At 71.4% G+C, this 16,592-nt stretch carries 17 protein-coding genes; 9 read left to right on the top strand and 8 right to left on the bottom strand.

The window, feature by feature from the left end; all coding sequences use genetic code 11:
* Positions 1–5: 5 nt before the first annotated feature.
* Entirely contained in the window at positions 6–1,664 is a 1,659-nt protein-coding gene (locus FXF65_RS21960; protein ID WP_148351865.1) for a thiamine pyrophosphate-binding protein, read from the bottom strand.
* A gap of 496 nt (positions 1,665–2,160) precedes the next feature.
* The gene (locus tag FXF65_RS21955; protein ID WP_222868672.1) at positions 2,161–2,883 is read right to left on the bottom strand and encodes a GntR family transcriptional regulator; all 723 of its coding nucleotides are present in this window, start codon (positions 2,881–2,883) and stop codon (positions 2,161–2,163) included.
* Between the two features lie 481 nt (positions 2,884–3,364).
* On the opposite strand from FXF65_RS21955, the gene FXF65_RS21950 reads away from it, so the two are divergent.
* Both FXF65_RS21950 and FXF65_RS21945 read left to right on the top strand, forming a co-directional pair.
* Positions 3,365–3,781, top strand: a complete 417-nt coding sequence (locus FXF65_RS21950; RefSeq protein ID WP_222868671.1) for a helix-turn-helix transcriptional regulator — start codon at positions 3,365–3,367, stop codon at positions 3,779–3,781.
* Positions 3,771–4,157: an STAS domain-containing protein gene (locus tag FXF65_RS21945; RefSeq protein ID WP_187412439.1), complete on the top strand. Its 387-nt coding sequence runs from the start codon at positions 3,771–3,773 to the stop codon at positions 4,155–4,157. Before FXF65_RS21950 ends, FXF65_RS21945 begins: the two co-directional genes overlap by 11 nt.
* Before the next feature lie 58 nt (positions 4,158–4,215).
* On the opposite strand, the gene FXF65_RS21940 is transcribed toward FXF65_RS21945, so the two are convergent.
* Both FXF65_RS21940 and FXF65_RS21935 read right to left on the bottom strand, forming a co-directional pair.
* On the bottom strand, positions 4,216–4,650 hold the full coding sequence (locus FXF65_RS21940) for a YdeI/OmpD-associated family protein (RefSeq protein ID WP_222868670.1): 435 nt from the start codon (positions 4,648–4,650) through the stop codon (positions 4,216–4,218).
* Positions 4,651–4,765: 115 nt separating this feature from the next.
* A complete protein-coding gene (locus FXF65_RS21935; RefSeq protein WP_148351863.1) occupies positions 4,766–5,179 on the bottom strand; it encodes a VOC family protein in 414 nt (137 codons plus the stop codon).
* A 136-nt stretch (positions 5,180–5,315) separates the two neighbouring features.
* Here FXF65_RS21935 and FXF65_RS21930 point away from each other — a divergent pair, with 136 nt between their 5' ends.
* Genes FXF65_RS21930 through FXF65_RS21920 form a run of 3 tightly spaced genes read left to right on the top strand, consistent with a single transcriptional unit; the run spans position 5,316 to position 6,996 of the window.
* On the top strand, positions 5,316–6,179 hold the full coding sequence (locus tag FXF65_RS21930) for a sigma-70 family RNA polymerase sigma factor (RefSeq protein ID WP_148351862.1): 864 nt from the start codon (positions 5,316–5,318) through the stop codon (positions 6,177–6,179).
* A complete protein-coding gene (locus tag FXF65_RS21925; RefSeq protein WP_148351861.1) occupies positions 6,176–6,427 on the top strand; it encodes a VOC family protein in 252 nt (83 codons plus the stop codon). The genes FXF65_RS21930 and FXF65_RS21925 overlap by 4 nt, the downstream gene beginning before the upstream one ends.
* A gap of 47 nt (positions 6,428–6,474) precedes the next feature.
* Positions 6,475–6,996: a YbaK/EbsC family protein gene (locus FXF65_RS21920; RefSeq protein ID WP_246198996.1), complete on the top strand. Its 522-nt coding sequence runs from the start codon at positions 6,475–6,477 to the stop codon at positions 6,994–6,996.
* A 130-nt stretch (positions 6,997–7,126) separates the two neighbouring features.
* On the opposite strand, the gene FXF65_RS21915 is transcribed toward FXF65_RS21920, so the two are convergent.
* Together FXF65_RS21915 and FXF65_RS21910 are read right to left on the bottom strand one after the other, a co-directional pair.
* Positions 7,127–7,975, bottom strand: a complete 849-nt coding sequence (locus FXF65_RS21915) for a PaaX family transcriptional regulator (protein WP_148351860.1) — start codon at positions 7,973–7,975, stop codon at positions 7,127–7,129.
* 156 nt (positions 7,976–8,131) lie between these two features.
* Positions 8,132–8,527 carry a cupin domain-containing protein gene (locus FXF65_RS21910; RefSeq protein WP_148351859.1) on the bottom strand — a complete coding sequence of 132 codons (396 nt, stop codon included), beginning with the start codon at positions 8,525–8,527 and terminating at the stop codon, positions 8,132–8,134.
* A 210-nt stretch (positions 8,528–8,737) separates the two neighbouring features.
* Here FXF65_RS21910 and FXF65_RS21905 point away from each other — a divergent pair, with 210 nt between their 5' ends.
* The 3 genes from FXF65_RS21905 to FXF65_RS21895 are packed head-to-tail and all read left to right on the top strand — an operon-like array spanning position 8,738 to position 13,372.
* Positions 8,738–10,903, top strand: a complete 2,166-nt coding sequence (locus FXF65_RS21905; protein ID WP_148351858.1) for a thiamine pyrophosphate-dependent enzyme — start codon at positions 8,738–8,740, stop codon at positions 10,901–10,903.
* Positions 10,903–12,573 carry an indolepyruvate oxidoreductase subunit beta family protein gene (locus tag FXF65_RS21900; RefSeq protein ID WP_148351857.1) on the top strand — a complete coding sequence of 557 codons (1,671 nt, stop codon included), beginning with the start codon at positions 10,903–10,905 and terminating at the stop codon, positions 12,571–12,573. The genes FXF65_RS21905 and FXF65_RS21900 overlap by 1 nt, the downstream gene beginning before the upstream one ends.
* Positions 12,574–12,601: 28 nt before the next feature.
* The gene (locus tag FXF65_RS21895; protein WP_148351856.1) at positions 12,602–13,372 is read left to right on the top strand and encodes a cyclase family protein; all 771 of its coding nucleotides are present in this window, start codon (positions 12,602–12,604) and stop codon (positions 13,370–13,372) included.
* Between the two features lie 37 nt (positions 13,373–13,409).
* Here FXF65_RS21895 and FXF65_RS21890 read toward each other — a convergent pair whose 3' ends face one another.
* Both FXF65_RS21890 and FXF65_RS21885 read right to left on the bottom strand, forming a co-directional pair.
* Positions 13,410–15,020: a phytoene desaturase family protein gene (locus FXF65_RS21890; protein ID WP_148351855.1), complete on the bottom strand. Its 1,611-nt coding sequence runs from the start codon at positions 15,018–15,020 to the stop codon at positions 13,410–13,412.
* 44 nt (positions 15,021–15,064) lie between these two features.
* Positions 15,065–15,979, bottom strand: coding sequence for an acyl-CoA thioesterase (locus FXF65_RS21885; RefSeq protein ID WP_222868669.1), 915 nt, complete (start codon positions 15,977–15,979; stop codon positions 15,065–15,067).
* 131 nt (positions 15,980–16,110) lie between these two features.
* On the opposite strand from FXF65_RS21885, the gene FXF65_RS21880 reads away from it, so the two are divergent.
* A complete protein-coding gene (locus tag FXF65_RS21880) occupies positions 16,111–16,527 on the top strand; it encodes a RidA family protein (RefSeq protein ID WP_148351853.1) in 417 nt (138 codons plus the stop codon).
* The last annotated feature ends 65 nt before the right edge of the window (positions 16,528–16,592 follow it).

Here is a 16,592-nt window from a genome sequence, read left to right as displayed (position 1 = left end):
CGGGCTCAGGCCTCCTGACCGAAGTGCAGGCGGCGGTAGGGGATGCTGATGACCTTCTCGGAGATGCGCGCGTCGATGATCGTCGGCTTGGGGTCGGCGAGCCACTCGTCGACCGCCGCGCTCAGCGCGTCCAGGTCGGTGGCGAGCGCGCCGCCGCCGCCCATCGCGCGTCCGACCGCGCCGAGGTCCGGCGTCGCGACGCGGGCGAGGTCGGGGTTGAGCCCGCCCTTGGCCACGGCCTTGTGGTACTCCGCGCCGAGCAGCTGGTCGTTGAAGATCACGATCAGCAGCGGCAGGCCGTAGCGGACGGCGGTGTCGAACTCGTTCAGGTGCATCATGAAGCCGGCGTCGCCCTCGACGAGGAAGGCGGGCCTGTCCTCGGTGGCCACCACGGCGCCGATCGCGGTGGTGAGGCCCTGGCCGATGCAGCCGAAGTGCTGGTTCGCCAGCACGTAGCGGCGCGGCTTGGTCATCAGGATCGTCGAGAAGCAGATGTTCTGCCCGCCCCCGATGATCAGGCCGATGTCGCTCGGGATGCGCTCGTCCAGCAGGCGGCAGATGTCGCGCGGGTCGAGCGTGCCGGGTTCGAGCTCGTACTCCTGCGGGTCCTCGAACGCGGTGGTCAGCCGCTCCTTGACCTCCGGCGTGCGGTAGCCCGTCTGGTGGTGGCCCCGCTCGGCGAGGACGCGGTTCAGCTCCTGCACGCCCAGCGTGGCGTCGGCGTGGACGAACACGTCGGCCGACCGGCCGTCGCCCATCACCACGTGCGGCTTGGAGTCGATCTGGATGAACCGCGCGCCCGGGTACAGGTAGCCGTGCTCGGTCGTGTACTTGTTCAGTCCGGCGCCGACGGCGACGACGGCGTCGCACTCCTGGAACAGCTCCATGGCGGTCTTGGTGGAGTACAGCCCGGAGATGCCCACGTGGAACTCGTCCTTGTCGACCAGCCAGGTCTTGACCTGCTGCGTGGTGGCGAGGATCGCGCCCGTGCTCTCGGCCAGCCGCAGCACGGCGTCGCCGGCGCCCGAGCGGACGGCGCCGCGTCCGACGATGATGACCGGACGCTCGGCGCCCACCAGGATGTCCGCGGCCTCGGCGATCGAGTCGGGGTGCGGGAACGGCGGCTTGGCGCGTGCGAGCAGCGCGGTGGAGGGCGTGTACTCCTCGTCGTCGTCGAATGCCTGCTGCTGGATGTTCATCGGAGCCGAAAGCAGGATCGGACGCGACTCGGTGCGCGCCAGGTAGAACGCCGTCTGGACGGCCTCGTAGGCGTTCTCGGCCTTCGGCAGGTGCACGAAGCCCGACTCGCATGCCTCGGCGAACCGCTTCTGGTCCAGCCGCTGGACGTAGGACTCGTCGCCGAGCGGCGCCTCGCCCACGAAGACGACGAGCGGGGTCCGCGCACGCGAGGCGACCAGCAACGTCGTCGCGAGCTGGGCGACGCCCGGACCGCTGGTGGTCGAGCACACGCCGGGCTGGCCGTCGGTGCGCGCCCACCCGTCGGCCATGGCCAGGCCCGCGCCCTCGTGCCGCACCTCAAGCTGCCGCACGCCGAGCCGGTCCAGCGCGCCGAGCCAGAACATGTTGGCATCGCCCATCATCGTGAACACCGCGTTCGTGCCCTCGGCCACGAACGCGCGCGCCAGTGCCTCGTACACCTTCATCTGGAACAGTCCCCTCTCCTACGCGATCACGACCACGATTACATGCTAACAGTATACAACCGCGAGGGCGTTGCCTAGTGCCGTGCGATCAGCTGCGCGAACATGCGCGATCGGGAGCATGCGCGGCGTCCCCCGAAGCGGGCGGATTCGCCCGACCGGCACCTGTTCTCCGAAGAGTGGTATCCAGACTGTATGTGATCAGGCGGGTGCCGGTACAGGGACCGGGAGTCCGGCCGGAGACGATCCTCGGCGGCGGCGCCCCCGCGTGCGGGCCGTCGTCATGGCCGCGGCCGTTCCGGCGCTTCCCGCGCGGACGTGATCGAGCCCGGCTGAGCGGCGGTCGGCGCGCCGGGAGGGTATGCGTGGCGGGGTGCTTAAGGAAATCGGCAGAGAGTCAGAGGACGAGCACTGCTGGGTGGAGCAGAGTCGGCTTGGTGGTTGAGCCCGTCCAGGAGGAGCGGATCCGGCGCGGGCTCACCACGGTGCATCGGGAGCGTCAGCTGGGCTGCAGCAGCATTCGGATGCGCAACTCGGACAGGTGCCGCATGTGCTCGATGGCGAGCCGTTCGGCCTTGGCGCCGTCGCCCTGGCTGATGGCGTCGGCGAGCGCCACGTGCTCGGCGATCGACTCCTCGACCCGGCCGGGCAGTCCGAGCGTCGGGTCGGGGAACCGGCGCGCGGCGTTGTGCACATGGGTGAGCGACCGTTCGAGGTAGCGGTTGCCGGCCGCGTCCCGCACGATCGCGTGGAAGTCGAAGTTCAGCTTGGACAGCTCGCGGATCTCGCCCGCCTCGCCGACGCGCTTCATCTCGGCGATCAGCTTGGAGAACGCCTCCAGGCACTGGCGCGAGGGCCGGCGCGCGGCCAGCCGGGCGGCGAGCCCCTCCAGCGCCTCGCGGAACGCGTACAGCTCCAGGACGTCGTCACTGGTTATGGGCGCGACCGACGCGCCCTGGTTGGCGTTGATGTTGACCAGGCCCTCGGCGACGAGGATCCGGAACGCGTCGCGGACGGGCGTCCGGCTGACCTTCAACTCGCGCGCGATCTCCGCCTCGCGCAGCCAGGTGCCGGGCGGGAGGGTCCCGTCCAGGATCGCCTCGCGCAGCGCTCCGGCCACCGCCTCGGGCATGTTGCCCCGGGAGGGCGCCTGCCCGTCCGAGGAGAGGGCGAGGCGCGCCAGCATGGGCGTCACATCGGAGCCGCTACCGGATTGTGTCATCGACGTCAGACCTCTTCCGTAAGGATGCCGGGGTCCACCGCGCACGGCCGGCGGCCGTACCGTCGCCCTCCGACATAGACCCTCGATCGGAGGATCTAGGATCATCGTTAAGCGATTTGACCCCTGCCCCTCCTCGATGTATTGCATACTATCAGCATACGAGCCGTCCGCCGCTCGTCCGCCGAGCGGCGGGCCGGTAAGACGCGGGTCGTAAGACGAGGGCGCGCGAGCCTCCACCCGAAGCCCTCTTCAGCAGGCTACGACGTCGGCGGCGAACGCGCGGAGATCCGCCGGACCGAGAGCCCCGTGTGTCAGCGCCGTGCGGGCGTCTGGCTCCTGGGCGGGCGAACCCTCTGGTAACTTCCTCCGGTCCAGGTGATGCGGGACCGGCCCGGGGCCGGTATCCTCCCTAAAGGTGCAGTCGATTACCTGAAAATTTCTTCGTGTTAACGTGTCGCACATCTCCCGAAGGGTGATCCGTGTGGAGTCCCCGGACGGCAAGGGCTGGACGTTCCTGACCAACCACGCCCGCGTCCTGATCACGATCGCCCGCGACCCCGAGATCCGCATCCGCGACATCTCCCACGGCATCGACATCACCGAGCGCGCCGCCCAGCTGATCATCAACGACCTCGTCGACGCCGGGTACCTGACCCGCCACCGCGTCGGCCGCCGCAACACCTACACCGTCGCCCCTGACCAGCCGTTCCGTCACCCCACCGAAGCCGACCAGCGCGTCGACGCGCTCATCACCCTGTTCGCCGACCACGACGAAGCGCGCCCCGCCGATCCCCGCACCGCCGGCCCAGGCCCCACCGGCCCGGGCACCGGCACCGACGCCGCCGCTCCGCAATCCCCCGTTCACTTCCCAGAACAGGCAGACCCCCGTGGCCGCTGAACCCGAACTGACCGTCCAGGTGTCCGACCTGGCCGGCTACGCCCTGGTCAGTGTTTCCGGATCGATCGACTACCACACGCACCCCGCCCTGGCCGAGCAGCTGGACCAGGCCATCACCGCGACCCGCCTGGCGGTGATCGTGGACATGGCCCACGTCGACTTCTGCGACTCCAGCGGCCTGAACTGCTTCGCGCGGGCCTACCAGCGCGCCCACACCCGCGGCATCAGCCTGGTCGCCGCCGGGCTACGGGACCGCGTCCACCGCGTCTTCACCATGACCGGCCTGGACTTCGGCGTCCACCTGCAACCCGACCTCGAAACCGCCGTGCGCTGGCTGGAGAACGGCTCCCGCCGCCCCTCCCCCGACTTGGCCTGACCCCACGACCTGCGGGGTGGTCGGCCGCAGGAGGTGGCGGAGTCGTCTGTTCCGGGATTCAGCCGCGCAGGGTGGTGAGGGCCTTTTCGATGCGCCGCTGGCGCGTTTCGGGCTTCTTCGCGCTTTCGACGGCGCGCACGTGTTCGCGTTTGCGGCCGGGGGCGAGCGCGTCGTAGGCGGCGCGGGCGACGGGGTCGGCGTCGAGGGCGGTGGCGAAGTCCGCGGGTTCGACGACGTCGCGCGGCTCGGTGTCGAGTTCCAGTTCGACCTCGACCTCGTCACCGATCTCGACGCCCGCGGCCGCCCGGTTGGCCTTGCTGAGGCCGAGCAGGTGGCGGCCGCGCATGATCGCGACGCGGCTCTTCCAGGAATGCCCGTTGACGGTGATCGTCACCGGCGGCCGCGCGCCCCCGCCGAGCGCCTCCACCACCTCGGGCGGTACTTCCAGCCCCCGCATCGGTTCGGGCGGCTCGACGAGGGTGCGAAACTTCACGGCTTTCTCCTTGCCGGACGGTGTGGGTCAGACGGTGTGGGTCAGGAGGCGTAGGTGGTCTTCTGTGCTTGCCGGGGTATGCCCAGCAGCAGCCCGTCCACCCGACGTCAGGTGGCTACTCCGCGTAGGGCTGGTCGGTTCCCTGGGCGCTGTAGGCGAGGCTCCAGATGTAGCCGTCCGGGTCCGCGAAGGTGCCGCCGTAGCCGCCCCACGGCAGGGGCCCGGCGGGCTTGAGGATCGTGGCGCCGGCCTTCGCGGCCTCGGCGATGATCTCGTCCACCCGCGTCTCGCTGCGGACGACATAGGTGAGCACCAGTCCGCTGAAGCCGCCGCCGTCAGGGCTCGTGCCCACCTGCTCGGCCAGGCCGTCGCGGCCGTAGAAGCCGACGGGCGAGGCTCCGTCCGACTCGAAGAACACCGAGATGCCGTAGTCGTCCTTGATCTTCCAGCCGAGCCCCTCGGTGTAGAACCGCTTGGCCGCCTCCATGTCCTGGACGCCGAGGAGGATGGAGCTGACATGCGCTTTCATAGTGTGTCTCCCTGATGTTCGAAGTGTTCGTTCCGCCTGAACCGGCGTGCCGGACAGCCAGGGCCGGGCCCCCGTCACATCGGCCGGGGTTCGCCGGTCAATCAGTAATGACCGGCTAGACGGAGGAATGTGACAGATGGTCGAGCAGGATTGGGTGGGCGAGCGGTTCGCCGAGCATCAGGACCGCTTGCACGCGATGGCCTACCGGATGCTCGGCTCCCCCGGCGAGGCCGAGGACGCGGTGCAGGAGGCGTGGCTGCGGGTCAGCCGCGCGGGCACCGGCCAGGTGGAGAACCCGGGCGGGTGGCTGACGACGATCGTCGCCCGCGTCTGCCTGAACATGCTTGAGGCACGCCGGAACCGGCGCGAGGACTCGGCCGGGGCGCTGCCGGACGAGCCGCAGACGGGCATCCGTCCGACCGGGCCGAGCGGGCCCGAGGACGAGGCGCTAATGGCCGATTCGGTCGGCGTCGCGCTGATGGTGGTGCTGGACGCGCTGACACCGGCGGAGCGGCTCGCGTTCGTCCTGCACGACGTCTTCGCCGTGTCGTTCGCCGAGATCGGCCCCATCATCGACCGCTCCCCTGCGGCGGCGCGGCAGCTCGCCAGCCGGGCCCGGCGGCGCGTGCAGGGGGCGGCGGGCGCGTCCGACGCCGCGCGGTCGGCGAAGCGGGAGATCGTCGAGGCGTTCCTGGCCGCGTCCCGGGACGGTGATTTCGCCGCCCTGGTCGAACTGCTCGACCCGGACGCCGTGGTCGGCGATCTCCGCGGCGGCGAGGAGGTGGCCGCGTTCTTCGCCGGACGGGCCCAGGCCGCCAGGCTCGCGCTGGTGGACGGCGTTCCGGCGGCCGTCTGGTCGCACCTGGGCCGTCCCAAGGCCGTCATGACCTTCACCGTCGACGGCGACAGGGTCACCCGGATCGACGTCGACACCGATCCGGACCGGATCCGGGACCTCGACATCGTCGTCCTTCCCGCCGACGGCGGGGAGCGGCGTTGACCCGCGCTGACCTCAGGCTCGCCTCGTGCGCTCTGACCGTCCACGACCTGGGCGAGGCGCTCGGGTTCTACCGCGACGTGCTCGGCTTCGTGGTGCGCGCCGACACGGATTCCGGTGGGACGCGGCGGGTGAGCGTGGGCCCGCCTTCGCAGCCGGACGTGCGGATCGTCCTCCAATCCCCTGCCGCCGACCCGGTCGTCCCGTCCGGCAACATCCTGCGCTTCACCCAGCCACGGCGAGAGATTTAGGTAGACAGCTAATTAGTTGACTGCCAAAGTGCGGCGAGCATCTGCGGGTGCTGTCCCAGGCGGGGTTGGTGCGCGGCAAGAAGACCAGGCAGTGGGTGTTCTACAAGCGCGATGAAGAGCGCATCGCGCGAGCGAAGGAGTCGCTGATCGACCATGCGCCCGAAGGGCGTACCGACCTGGTCAGCGCCCTGCGCGGACACGATGTCGCGCGGGCCGCCAAGTGCCTGGTCGTCATGGTCAAGATCGGCAAGAAGGTGACCCGGCACGTGCTGGCGGTCGTGCCCGGCGACGCCCGCCTGGACCTCCAGGCGGTCAAGGCCCTTCTGGAAGGCACCTACGCCGCCTTCGCGAGCCGGGACAAGGCCGAGGAACTGGCCGGCAGCGTCAGCGGAACCGTCCTGCCCTTCAGCTACCACCCCGGGCTGGAGGTGGTGGCCGACCCGGCGCTGCTCAAGGTCCCGGAGCTGTTCTTCAACGCCGCCCGGCTGGACCGCTCGATCGCCCTGGCCACCGACGACTACGCACGCATCGCCGCCCCCCGCATCGCACCCATCACGGTCTCACCCTGACGTAAGCGCATGCCGTTCATCCGGGCTACCTACGCCTCGAAGCCGGTTGCAGGCTTCTGACCTGCGGGGTTTTGCCTTCTGGATGCTAAGGTCACGCATGTTTTCGGGGCGGCGCGGGGAGCCGGGGGCGTCAGTCGGCAGTGGGTGCGCGCAGTACGGACTCGACGTATTCGTGGGCCGGCTTGGCCAGGCGTTCGTGGAGTTCGAAGAAGGTGTCGGCCGCGCGGACGCCGTTCCAGTCCTCGGGCAGGACCTCGACGGCGAGTCCGGGGTCGGAGTAGGGCAGGCGCCGCCAGTCCGTGAGCGCGGCCAGGTAGTCGGTGAAGGCGACGGCGGGATCGACGTCCCCGCCGCGTGCGTATCGCTCCAGCACGGGCTCGTGGCGGTCGAGGAACTCCTGGTAGAGGTGCTGGAGCCGGGTCAGGTCCCACCAGGCGGGGGCCTGTCCGGCGATGTCCTCGAACCCGACGTGCTGGGACTGGAAGAGGTTGACGTAAGAGGTGAGGCCGTGGCGCGTCAGCACGTCCCGGGTCTCTTCGAGCAGGTGGGCGGGGGCTATCCACACGCCCGCCGAGACCGTCCCGAAGCCGAGCCAGGAGAGGCGCGAACGGAGTTGGTGGCGCCTGTCTCGCTCCGTCTCCGGCACGGAGAAGACGACCAGGAGCCAGCCGTCCTCCAGGACGGCGCGGCGCCGCTCGAAGATCCGGCGGTCGCCTTCGCGCAGGATCGCGAGCCCGTCCTCCGACAGGGCGTAGCCGGCGACGCCGCCGCGCTTGCGGGAGATGAGCAGGCCCCGCTTCTTGAGCCGGAAGACCGCCGAGCGGACCGAGGGCGCGTCGACGCCGCACCCGGCGAGGAGCCTGATCACCGAGGCGACGCTCAGCCAGCCGCCGGACTCGCGCGCGTAGAGGCCGTAGACCGTGACGATCAGCGCGCGGGGCATCTGGCTTCGCCCGGTGATCTCCTCCTCGTCCGCCATGCGGCTCCGCCTTCACGTTCGGGGGCTTGCTCGACCGGTGGCACACCGTGTTACGGAGATTTAACCACCGTCAGGAAGGCGACCGTCCACAGGCGCCGGGCGCGGGCCCGGGGCGGCGCCCGCCCCGGGCCCGCGCATCCCCGGCACGCGGGCCCGTCATCCTGCGGCGAAGCCGGCGAGCATGCCGCTGTCCATCATGAACGCGGTCGAGCCGTCCTCGTTGAGGAAGGCGACGTCGCCGGAGCTGCGCATGATCATCAGGACTTCCACCTCGAAGACCACGCCGTCGTGGATCGCGTCGGCCGGCTCGATGATGTAGTCGCCCTTGTTGTAGTCGCCGGTCTGGGGGTGGTTGCCCTTGCCCTCGATGATGAAGATCTCGGCCTGCGACAGGTGCTGGTGCCTGGGCAGCACCGAGCCCGGACGGGAGTGGATCATGACGGTCCACGAGCCGCTCTCGTCGAGGTGGACGACGCGCATGTCGACGCCGGGCGCCAGTGGCTTGAACGGGATCTCTTCGGTCGCGATGGTGCGTCCGGCTTCCTGGGACACCACATACCTCCTTGGCCGCGGACCGGGAGACGGCCCGATAGTGCTCGAACTTTACGACCGTCAAGAAAAAATCACAAGAGGTCGGGCCGGACCGCCCGCGGCGGCCGCTGCGACCAGCGATAGTGCGAGATTTTGACGGTCGACACACAAGAGGAAGATGGGCTAGCGTCTGAGCACTGGCCTCAGTTGCCCCAACGAGGAGGAGCCGGTATGGCCGAGCGATCCTTTGCCCACGAGGTCCGGCAACTGCGCCACGGGGCCGGGACGACCCTGCACGTGGAGGGGATCCTCGCCGTCACCAAGGCCCTGCTCCAGTCCGGCGTCGCCTACGTCGGCGGCTACCAGGGAGCCCCGATCTCCCACCTGATGGACGTCCTGGGCGACGCTCGGGAGATCCTCCAAGAACTGGACGTCTACTTCGAGAACAGCGCCTCGGAGGCGACGGCCGCGGCGATGCTGGCGGCGTCCGTCCACTATCCCTTGCGCGGGGCGATCACCTTCAAGTCGACGGTCGGCCTGAACGTGGCCTCGGACGGCCTGGCGAACCTCGCGAGCGGCGGGGTGACCGGCGGGGCGCTGGTGATCCTCGGCGAGGACTACGGCGAGGGCTCCAGCATCATGCAGGAGCGCTCGCACGCCTTCGCGATGAAGTCGCAGATGTGGCTGCTCGACCCGCGGCCGAACATCGCCGCCATCGTGGACGCCGTCGAGACCGGCTTCGAGCTGTCGGAGGCCAGCAACACCCCGGTGATGCTCCAACTCCGGCTGCGCTCGTGCCACCTGACCGGCTCGTTCACGGCCAAGGACAACGTGCGCCCGGCCACCACGATCAAGGACGCGATCGAGAACCCCAGGCGGGACCTCAGCCGGATCGTGCTGCCGCCCGCGAGCTTCCTGCACGAGCAGGAGAAGATCAACGCCCGGCTGCCCGCCGCCGTCGAGTTCGTCCGCGAGCGCGGGTTGAACGAGGTGTTCGCCGCCGACGCCGCCGACGTGGGGATCATCGTCCAGGGCGGCCTCTACAACACCCTCAACCGGGGCCTGGAACTGCTGGGCTGCTCGGACGCGTTCGGCGACACCGACGTCCCGCTGTACGTCATGAACGTGACCTACCCGGTCATCGAGAGCGAGATCCTGGACTTCTGCCGCGGCAAGCGCGCCGTGCTGATGGTCGAGGAAGGCCAGCCCGACTACATCGAGCAGAACCTGCACGCGATCCTGCGCCGCGCGGACGTGCCGACCGCGCTGCACGGCAAGGACATGCTGCCGGTCGGCGGCGAGTACACCACCACCGCCGTCACCCGCGGGTTGTCGCGGTTCCTCACCCGCTACCTGCCCGACTCCGTCGGAGGCGCGCCCGCGCTGCTGCTGCCCGACGACGACCCGGGCAGCCCGTTCGCGCCCAGGGTCGAGCCCAAGTCCGTGCACGCCCGACCGCCGGGCCTGTGCACCGGCTGCCCCGAGCGTCCGATCTTCAGCGCGCTCAAACTGGCAGAGCGCGAGACCGGGAAGCAGCACCACATCAGCGCCGACATCGGCTGCCACCTGTTCTCGATCAACGAGCCGTTCAATCTCGGCGCCACCACGATGGGCTACGGGCTCGGGTCCGCGGGCGCCGCCGCGCTGAACTCCGCCGAGGCCGACCGCGCCACCATCGCGGTGATGGGCGACGGCGGCTTCTGGCACAACGGGCTCACCAGCGGCGTCGGCAACGCGGTGTTCAACGAAACCGACCAGGTGCTGCTCGTGGTGGACAACGCCTACAGCGCCGCGACCGGCGGACAGGACCTCCTGTCCTCCACGGCCGACAACCCGATCCGCTCCACCAGGCATCCGATCGAACGGGCGGTGCGCGGCGTCGGCGTACAGTGGGTCAGGACGGTCACGGACACCTACAACGTCGGCGCGCTGAAGAAGCTGTTCGTCGAGGCGCTCACCTCGAAGGACCGTGGTCCGAAGGTCATCGTCGCGCAGTCCGAGTGCCAGTTGAACCGGCAGCGCCGCGTCCGGCCCGAGACCGATCGGAAGATCAAGGAGGGGAGGCGGGTCGTCCGGCAGCGGTTCGGGGTGGACGCCGACACCTGCACCGGCGACCACGCCTGCATCCGGGTGTCGGGCTGCCCGTCCCTGACGATCAAGGCGAACCCCGACCCGATGCGCACCGACCCGGTCGCCACCGTGATCGACGGTTGCGTCGGGTGCGGGGTGTGCGGCACCAACGCCCACGCCGCCGCCCTGTGCCCGTCCTTCTACCGGACGGACGTGGTCGTCAACGAGACCCGGCGGGACCGGGCGGTGGCGAAGGCGCGCGGCGCGTGGATCCGGCTCCTCACCCGGCCGGTCGAGCGGCGCGCGGCGAAGTTCGAGGCGGCCTGATGGGAACGTGGCAGGACGGACGGCGCCCCATCACGATCGCGATCCTGGCGATGGGCGGCGAGGGCGGCGGCGTCCTGGCGGACTGGGTCGTGTCCGTCGGCGAGGCCGCCGGGTACACCGCGCAGAGCACCTCGGTCGCCGGTGTCGCCCAGCGCACCGGCGCCACCGTCTACTACGTGGAGTTGTATCCGCCCGCCGACGCCCCGCCCGCCGACGCCCCGCCCGCCGACGCCGCGGCGGGCGCGGTCCGGCGGGAGCCGGTCCTCGGCCTGTTCCCCACGCCCGGCGAGGTCGACATCGTGATCGCCTCGGAGCTGATGGAGGCGGGACGGGCGGTCCAGCGCGGGTTCGCCACTCCCGACCGGACGACGCTGATCGCGTCCACCAACCGGGTCTACGCCATCACCGAGCGGATCGCGCCCGGCGACGGACGGGCGTCCGGCGACGAACTCCTGACCGCCGCCCGCGCCGGGGCGAAGCGGTTCGTCGGCGCCGACTTCATGGAGCTCGCGACCAGGGCGGGCAGCGTCATCAGCGCCTCGCTGCTCGGGGCACTGGCCGGGTCGAAGGCGCTGCCGTTCGGCCGGGACGACTTCGAGGCCGCCGTCCGCCGCTCCGGCAAGGCCGTGGACGCCTCGCTGGCCGCGTTCGCCCTCGGCCACGACGCCGCGCGGGCCCCGGCTCCGGTCCCCGCTCCCGCCAGGCCCGCGGGACGCGGCCCGGTGCCGGTGACGATCGGACGCCGCCCGCCCCGCGACCCCGCCGAGGAGGCCGCGGAAGCCGAGGAGGCGCGGCACCGGGAACTCGCGGCCACCGACCCGGCGCGCCTGGTCGGCCCCGCCCTGCGCGGGCACGCCGCGAAGGTCTCCGGCTTCCCGGCACCGGCCCGGTCCATGCTGGTGCGCGGCATCGTCCGGACAGCCGTCTACCAGGACACCGCCTACACCGACCGCTACCTGGAGCGCCTCGCCCGGATCGCCGAGGTCGACGGCGACGGGTCCGCGCGGCTCACCGCCGAGGCGGCCCGGCACGTGGCACTGTGGATGTGCTACCAGGACACCGTCCACGTCGCCCTGCAGAAGATCCGGCGGCGGCGCATCACCGGCATCCGCGAGGAAGCCCATGCCGAGCCGGGGCAGCTGATGCAGGTCCGCGAGTACCTTCACCCGCGGATCGACGAGATCACCGACACCCTCCCCACCCGGCTCGGACGCCGTCTCGCCGCGTCCAGGACCTTCGGCCGGGTCGTCGCCAGGACGACCCGCGACGGGATGGTCGTCAACACCACCGGGGCCTTCGGGTTCAGCATGCTGTGGGTCATGGCGCGCATGAGGCCGCTCCGGCCCCGCTCGCTGCGGTTCGGCCGCGAGCAGCAGGCGATCGACGCCTGGCTCGACCTGGTCGTGGCCACGGCGTCCGACGACTACGGGCTGGCCTGCGAGATCGTCGAATGCCAGGGTGTGCTGAAAGGCTACGGTCAGACCCACGCCCACGGCAGCGAGAGCTTCGCCCTGCTCATCGACGCCGCCCGCACCCTCTCCGGCGACCCGCGGGCCGCCGCCGGCCTCGCCCGGCTGCGCGCGGCCGCGCTCGCGGACGAGGACGGCGCGGCGCTCCGCGCGGCCCTCGCCGCCCTCCCGGCCGACCGCCCCTCGTCCCTCACCCCCTGACCGGCCCTCACAGAACAAGGAACCTTCCATGACCGATCTCAGCGCCTTCGCCGCCGCCCTGGCCGACGGCTCCGTCGAGGTCCTCGACCTCACCTCGCCGCTGCACGCCGCCACCCCGATCCTCGGCCTGCCGCCGCAGTTCGGCCAGACCGCGACCTTCGAGCTGGAGGAGATCAGCCGCTACGACGACCGCGGACCGGCCTGGTACTGGAACAACTTCCGCACCGGCGAGCACACCGGCACCCACTTCGACGCGCCCAACCACTGGGTCACCGGCAAGGACCTCGACGACGTCTCCCAGGTCCCGGTCGGCCGCCTGATCGGGCCCGCCGCCGTCATCGACAAGACCGCCGAGGCCGACTCCGACGCCGACTACCTGCTGGACGTCGCCGACATCACCGAGTGGGAGGAGGAGCACGGCGCGCTCCCCGAGGGCGCCTGGCTGATCTTCCGGACCGGGTGGTCCGCACGCGGCGAGGACCCCGCCGCCTTCGCCAACGCCGACGAGACGGGCCCGCACACTCCCGGCCTCACCGCCGAAGCCGCCCGCTACGTGGCGGAATCGGCCGTCCTCGGCATCGGCGTGGAGACCGTCGGCACCGACGCCGGAGCCGCCCACGGGTTCGACCCGGCGTTCCCCTGCCACCGGTTCCTGCTGGGCGCGGGCAAGTACGGCCTCACCCAGCTCCGCAACGTCGACCGGCTTCCGACCACCGGAGCGATCGTCATCGCCGCGCCGCTGCCGATCGTCGACGGCTCGGGCAGCCCCTGCCGCGTGCTGGCCCTGGTGTCCCGCTGACTCCACCGCGCAGCCCCCGCCCGGGGGCTGCGCCTGGCTAGTGGCGGCTGGATCGTGGGTGGAGGAGTCGTTCGGTGACGAGGAAGCCGGAGCCGCCGCCGAGACCGGGGCCGGGGTGGGTGGACGCGCCGATGTGCCACAGGCCCCGGACGCCGGTCGCGTGGCCGGTGCCCGACGACAGGGGCCGCCACAGCGCGTACTGGTCGATCCGGCAATCGCCGCCGTAGGGATCGCCGCCGACCAGGTTGACGTTCATCTCCTCCAGCTCGACGGGGCCGAGCACCAGACGGTCGGTGAGGGCCGAGTCCAGGTTGGTGATGTGGGGCCGGAGGACGTCGATGATCCTGTCGGCGTAGGCGTCGCGGAGCCGCGGCGTCCAGGCTCCGTCGCCGGGGTCGATGGCGCCCGCCGCGTCGCCGCGGACCTGGCGGGGCAGTTCCTGGAGCTGGAGCCAGAGCAGGCCCTTGCCCTCGGGGACGCGTCCGGGGTCGACGGTGGCGGGCTGCCCGACGGCGACGGTCGGCCGTTCGGGGAGCACCCCGCGCCAGGCGGCGTTCACGGACGCCGACAGCGAGTCCAGGTCGTCGAGGACGTGGACGAGGGCGACATCGTTCAGGGACGGGTCACTCCAGCGGGCCGGCTCGGCCAGGGCCAGATGGATCTGCATGGCGGAGCGGCCGTGCCGGAAGGCCCGCGCCGCCTTGAGACGATCGGCGGGAGCACCGTCCGCCAGGAGCCGTTCGTAGAGGACGTGCGGGGTGACCGAGGCGAGGACGGCGCGTCGCGCGGGCAGCAGACGTCCGTCGGCGAGCCGGACGCCTCTGGCGCGGCCCTGTCCCACGACGATCCGGGCGACGTCGGCGCCGGTGAGGAGTTCACCGCCCGCGTCGGTGACGATGCCGACCAGCGCGTCGACGAGGCGGACGCCGCCGCCCTCGGGGACGGGCATGCCGCCGGTGGCGACCGCCGCTGCGATGACCTTGGTGATGAACGCCGAGGTCGCGTCGTCCGGGCCGAGGCCGCCGTGCAGGGCCCAGGGAGCGAGCAGGGCGCGGGTGACGGGAGAGGAGAACGTCCGCTCCAGCCAGGGCCGGGAGGGTTCGAGGACCTCCGCGCCGGACGCGACCAGGCCGCGGCGGCCGAGGCGGCGCAGCGCCCGCCACAGGAGCCGCAGCGCGCCGGGCCGCCAGAAGTCGGCGCCGAGCACGCCGAACGCCAGGTCGATCTTGCCGCCGAACTCGGTCATCATCGCCGCCCAGTTCTCGGCGTCGCCGAGATCGGCGAGGGCGGCGGTGAGGGCGTCCGGGTCGGTCGACAGGGCGGCCGCCCCGTCGCGGCACGCGACGCCGGTGGGCCGGGTGGTGTTGCGGTAGACGACGCCGCGCCGGGCGAGTTCGTCGGCGAGGTCGGCGTAGGCGGGGCCTCCGACGAACAGGGGGTGCCAGCTCGACAGCAGCTCCACGGTGTAGCCGGGGAAGACCTCCCGGCTGGTGTGGATGGCGCCGCCGGGCCGGTCCTCGCGCTCGCACACCGCTACCCGCCAGCCGCCGCGCGCGAGCCGGGCGGCGGCGACCAGGGCGTTGATGCCGCTGCCGATGACGACGGCGTCGAAGCCCGTCGCAGGAGGAACGCTCTCGCTCCGCACCATGGGTGCCTCCTTCACGACGAAGGTACCCAGGACGCTGGGAACTGTCAGCGGGGGCGGATCACGCCCTCCTGGGCGACGGTCGCCAGGTGGCGGCCGTCGGCCGTGAAGAAGCGTCCGACGCCCAAGCCTCGGCCGGATCCGGCCGCCCCGGCCTCCTGAGCGTAGAGCAGCCAGCCGTCCATCGGGGCGGGACGGTGGAACCACATCGCGTGGTCGAGGCTCGCGGTGACCAGGCCGGGGGTGGCCCAGGGAAGGCCGAGCAGCCGCAGGACCGGCTCCAGGATCGTGTAGTCGCACACGTAGGACAGGGCCGCCAGGTCGCGCTGCTCGTCGGTCAGGCCCGGGACGGGCCGCAGCGCGTCGAACGGCTTGATCCAGATCGCCTGGTGCGGGGTCGCGCCGCCCTCGACGGCCAGGTAGACCGGACCGGGCACGTGCCGCATGTCGAAACTGCGGCCGCCCGACCAGTACGCCTTGGACTCCTTGGTCATGTCGCCCGCCCGCTCCGTGCCCGGTTCGCAGGGCTGGAGGTAGTCGGCGCTGGACGGGAGGGCGTCGGGGCCGGGCAGACCGTCCGGCATCGGCGCCTCGTGCCCGCCGCCGTCCTCGCCGGTGTGGAAGGAGGCGAGCGCGACGTAGGCGAGCCTGCCGCCGGAGTAGGCGCGGACCTGCCGTGTGGAGAAACCGCGTCCGTCCCGGAGCCTCTCGACCTCGTAGCGGACTTCGCCGCCGATCTCGGCGGGCCGCATGAAGTAGCTGTGCATCGAGTGCAGGGTCCGGTCGTCGCCCGCCGACCGGATCGCCGCGACCGCGGCCTGGGCGACGAGGTCGCCGCCGTACGCCTTCGGCCACGGGCAGTCCTGCGTGGTGGCGAGGTAGGCGACGTCGCCGTGCCCGGCCTCGGCCGGGACGAGGGTGAGGGCCGCGGTGACGATCTCCGAGGTGGGGGTGGGCTCCACGGGTGCCTCCTGTTCGGGTCGAGGCTCCTCGACGCGATGCTCGACGCGGTGCATGTATCGTATCCTTCACGATCGTCAGAGAATATCAATACAACCTCTGACCGACACGACCCGGAGCGCGAGGAGCGGCCATGAAGCCCCAGCCCGTCAACCCCGTGACCCTGCCCGAGCCCCGCGGCTACTCGCACGGCACCCTGCACGGCAACACGCTCCACCTGGGCGGGCAGACCGCCCTTGACAAGGACATGCGCATCGTCGAGGGCGGCATCGTCGAGCAGTTCCGGCAGGCGTTCGGCAACGTGCTCGCGACGCTGCGGGAGGCCGGCGGCGAGCCCGCCGACCTGGTGAGCATCACGATCTACCTGACCGACATTCCGGACTACCAGGCGCACGGCAAGGAGATCGGCGCCGTCTGGCGCGAGCTCGCCGGGCCGGTCTTCCCGGCGATGGCGGGCATCGGCTGCACCGCCCTCTGGCAGCCCGAGGCGCTGATCGAGATCCTCGGCGTCGCCGTGATCCCCGACGAGCGCCTCAAGACCCCGCAGTGATATTTCGCTTCGTTGACGGTCGTTTGATTCACGCGATACTTTGAGCCCGTCAACGCTCTTCAGGA

Source organism: Actinomadura syzygii (assembly GCF_008085905.1).
GTDB classification, from domain to species: domain Bacteria; phylum Actinomycetota; class Actinomycetes; order Streptosporangiales; family Streptosporangiaceae; genus Spirillospora; species Spirillospora syzygii.
The sequence above is the reverse complement of the archived record's forward strand: the minus strand, read 5'-3'. Positions and strand labels throughout refer to the sequence as shown.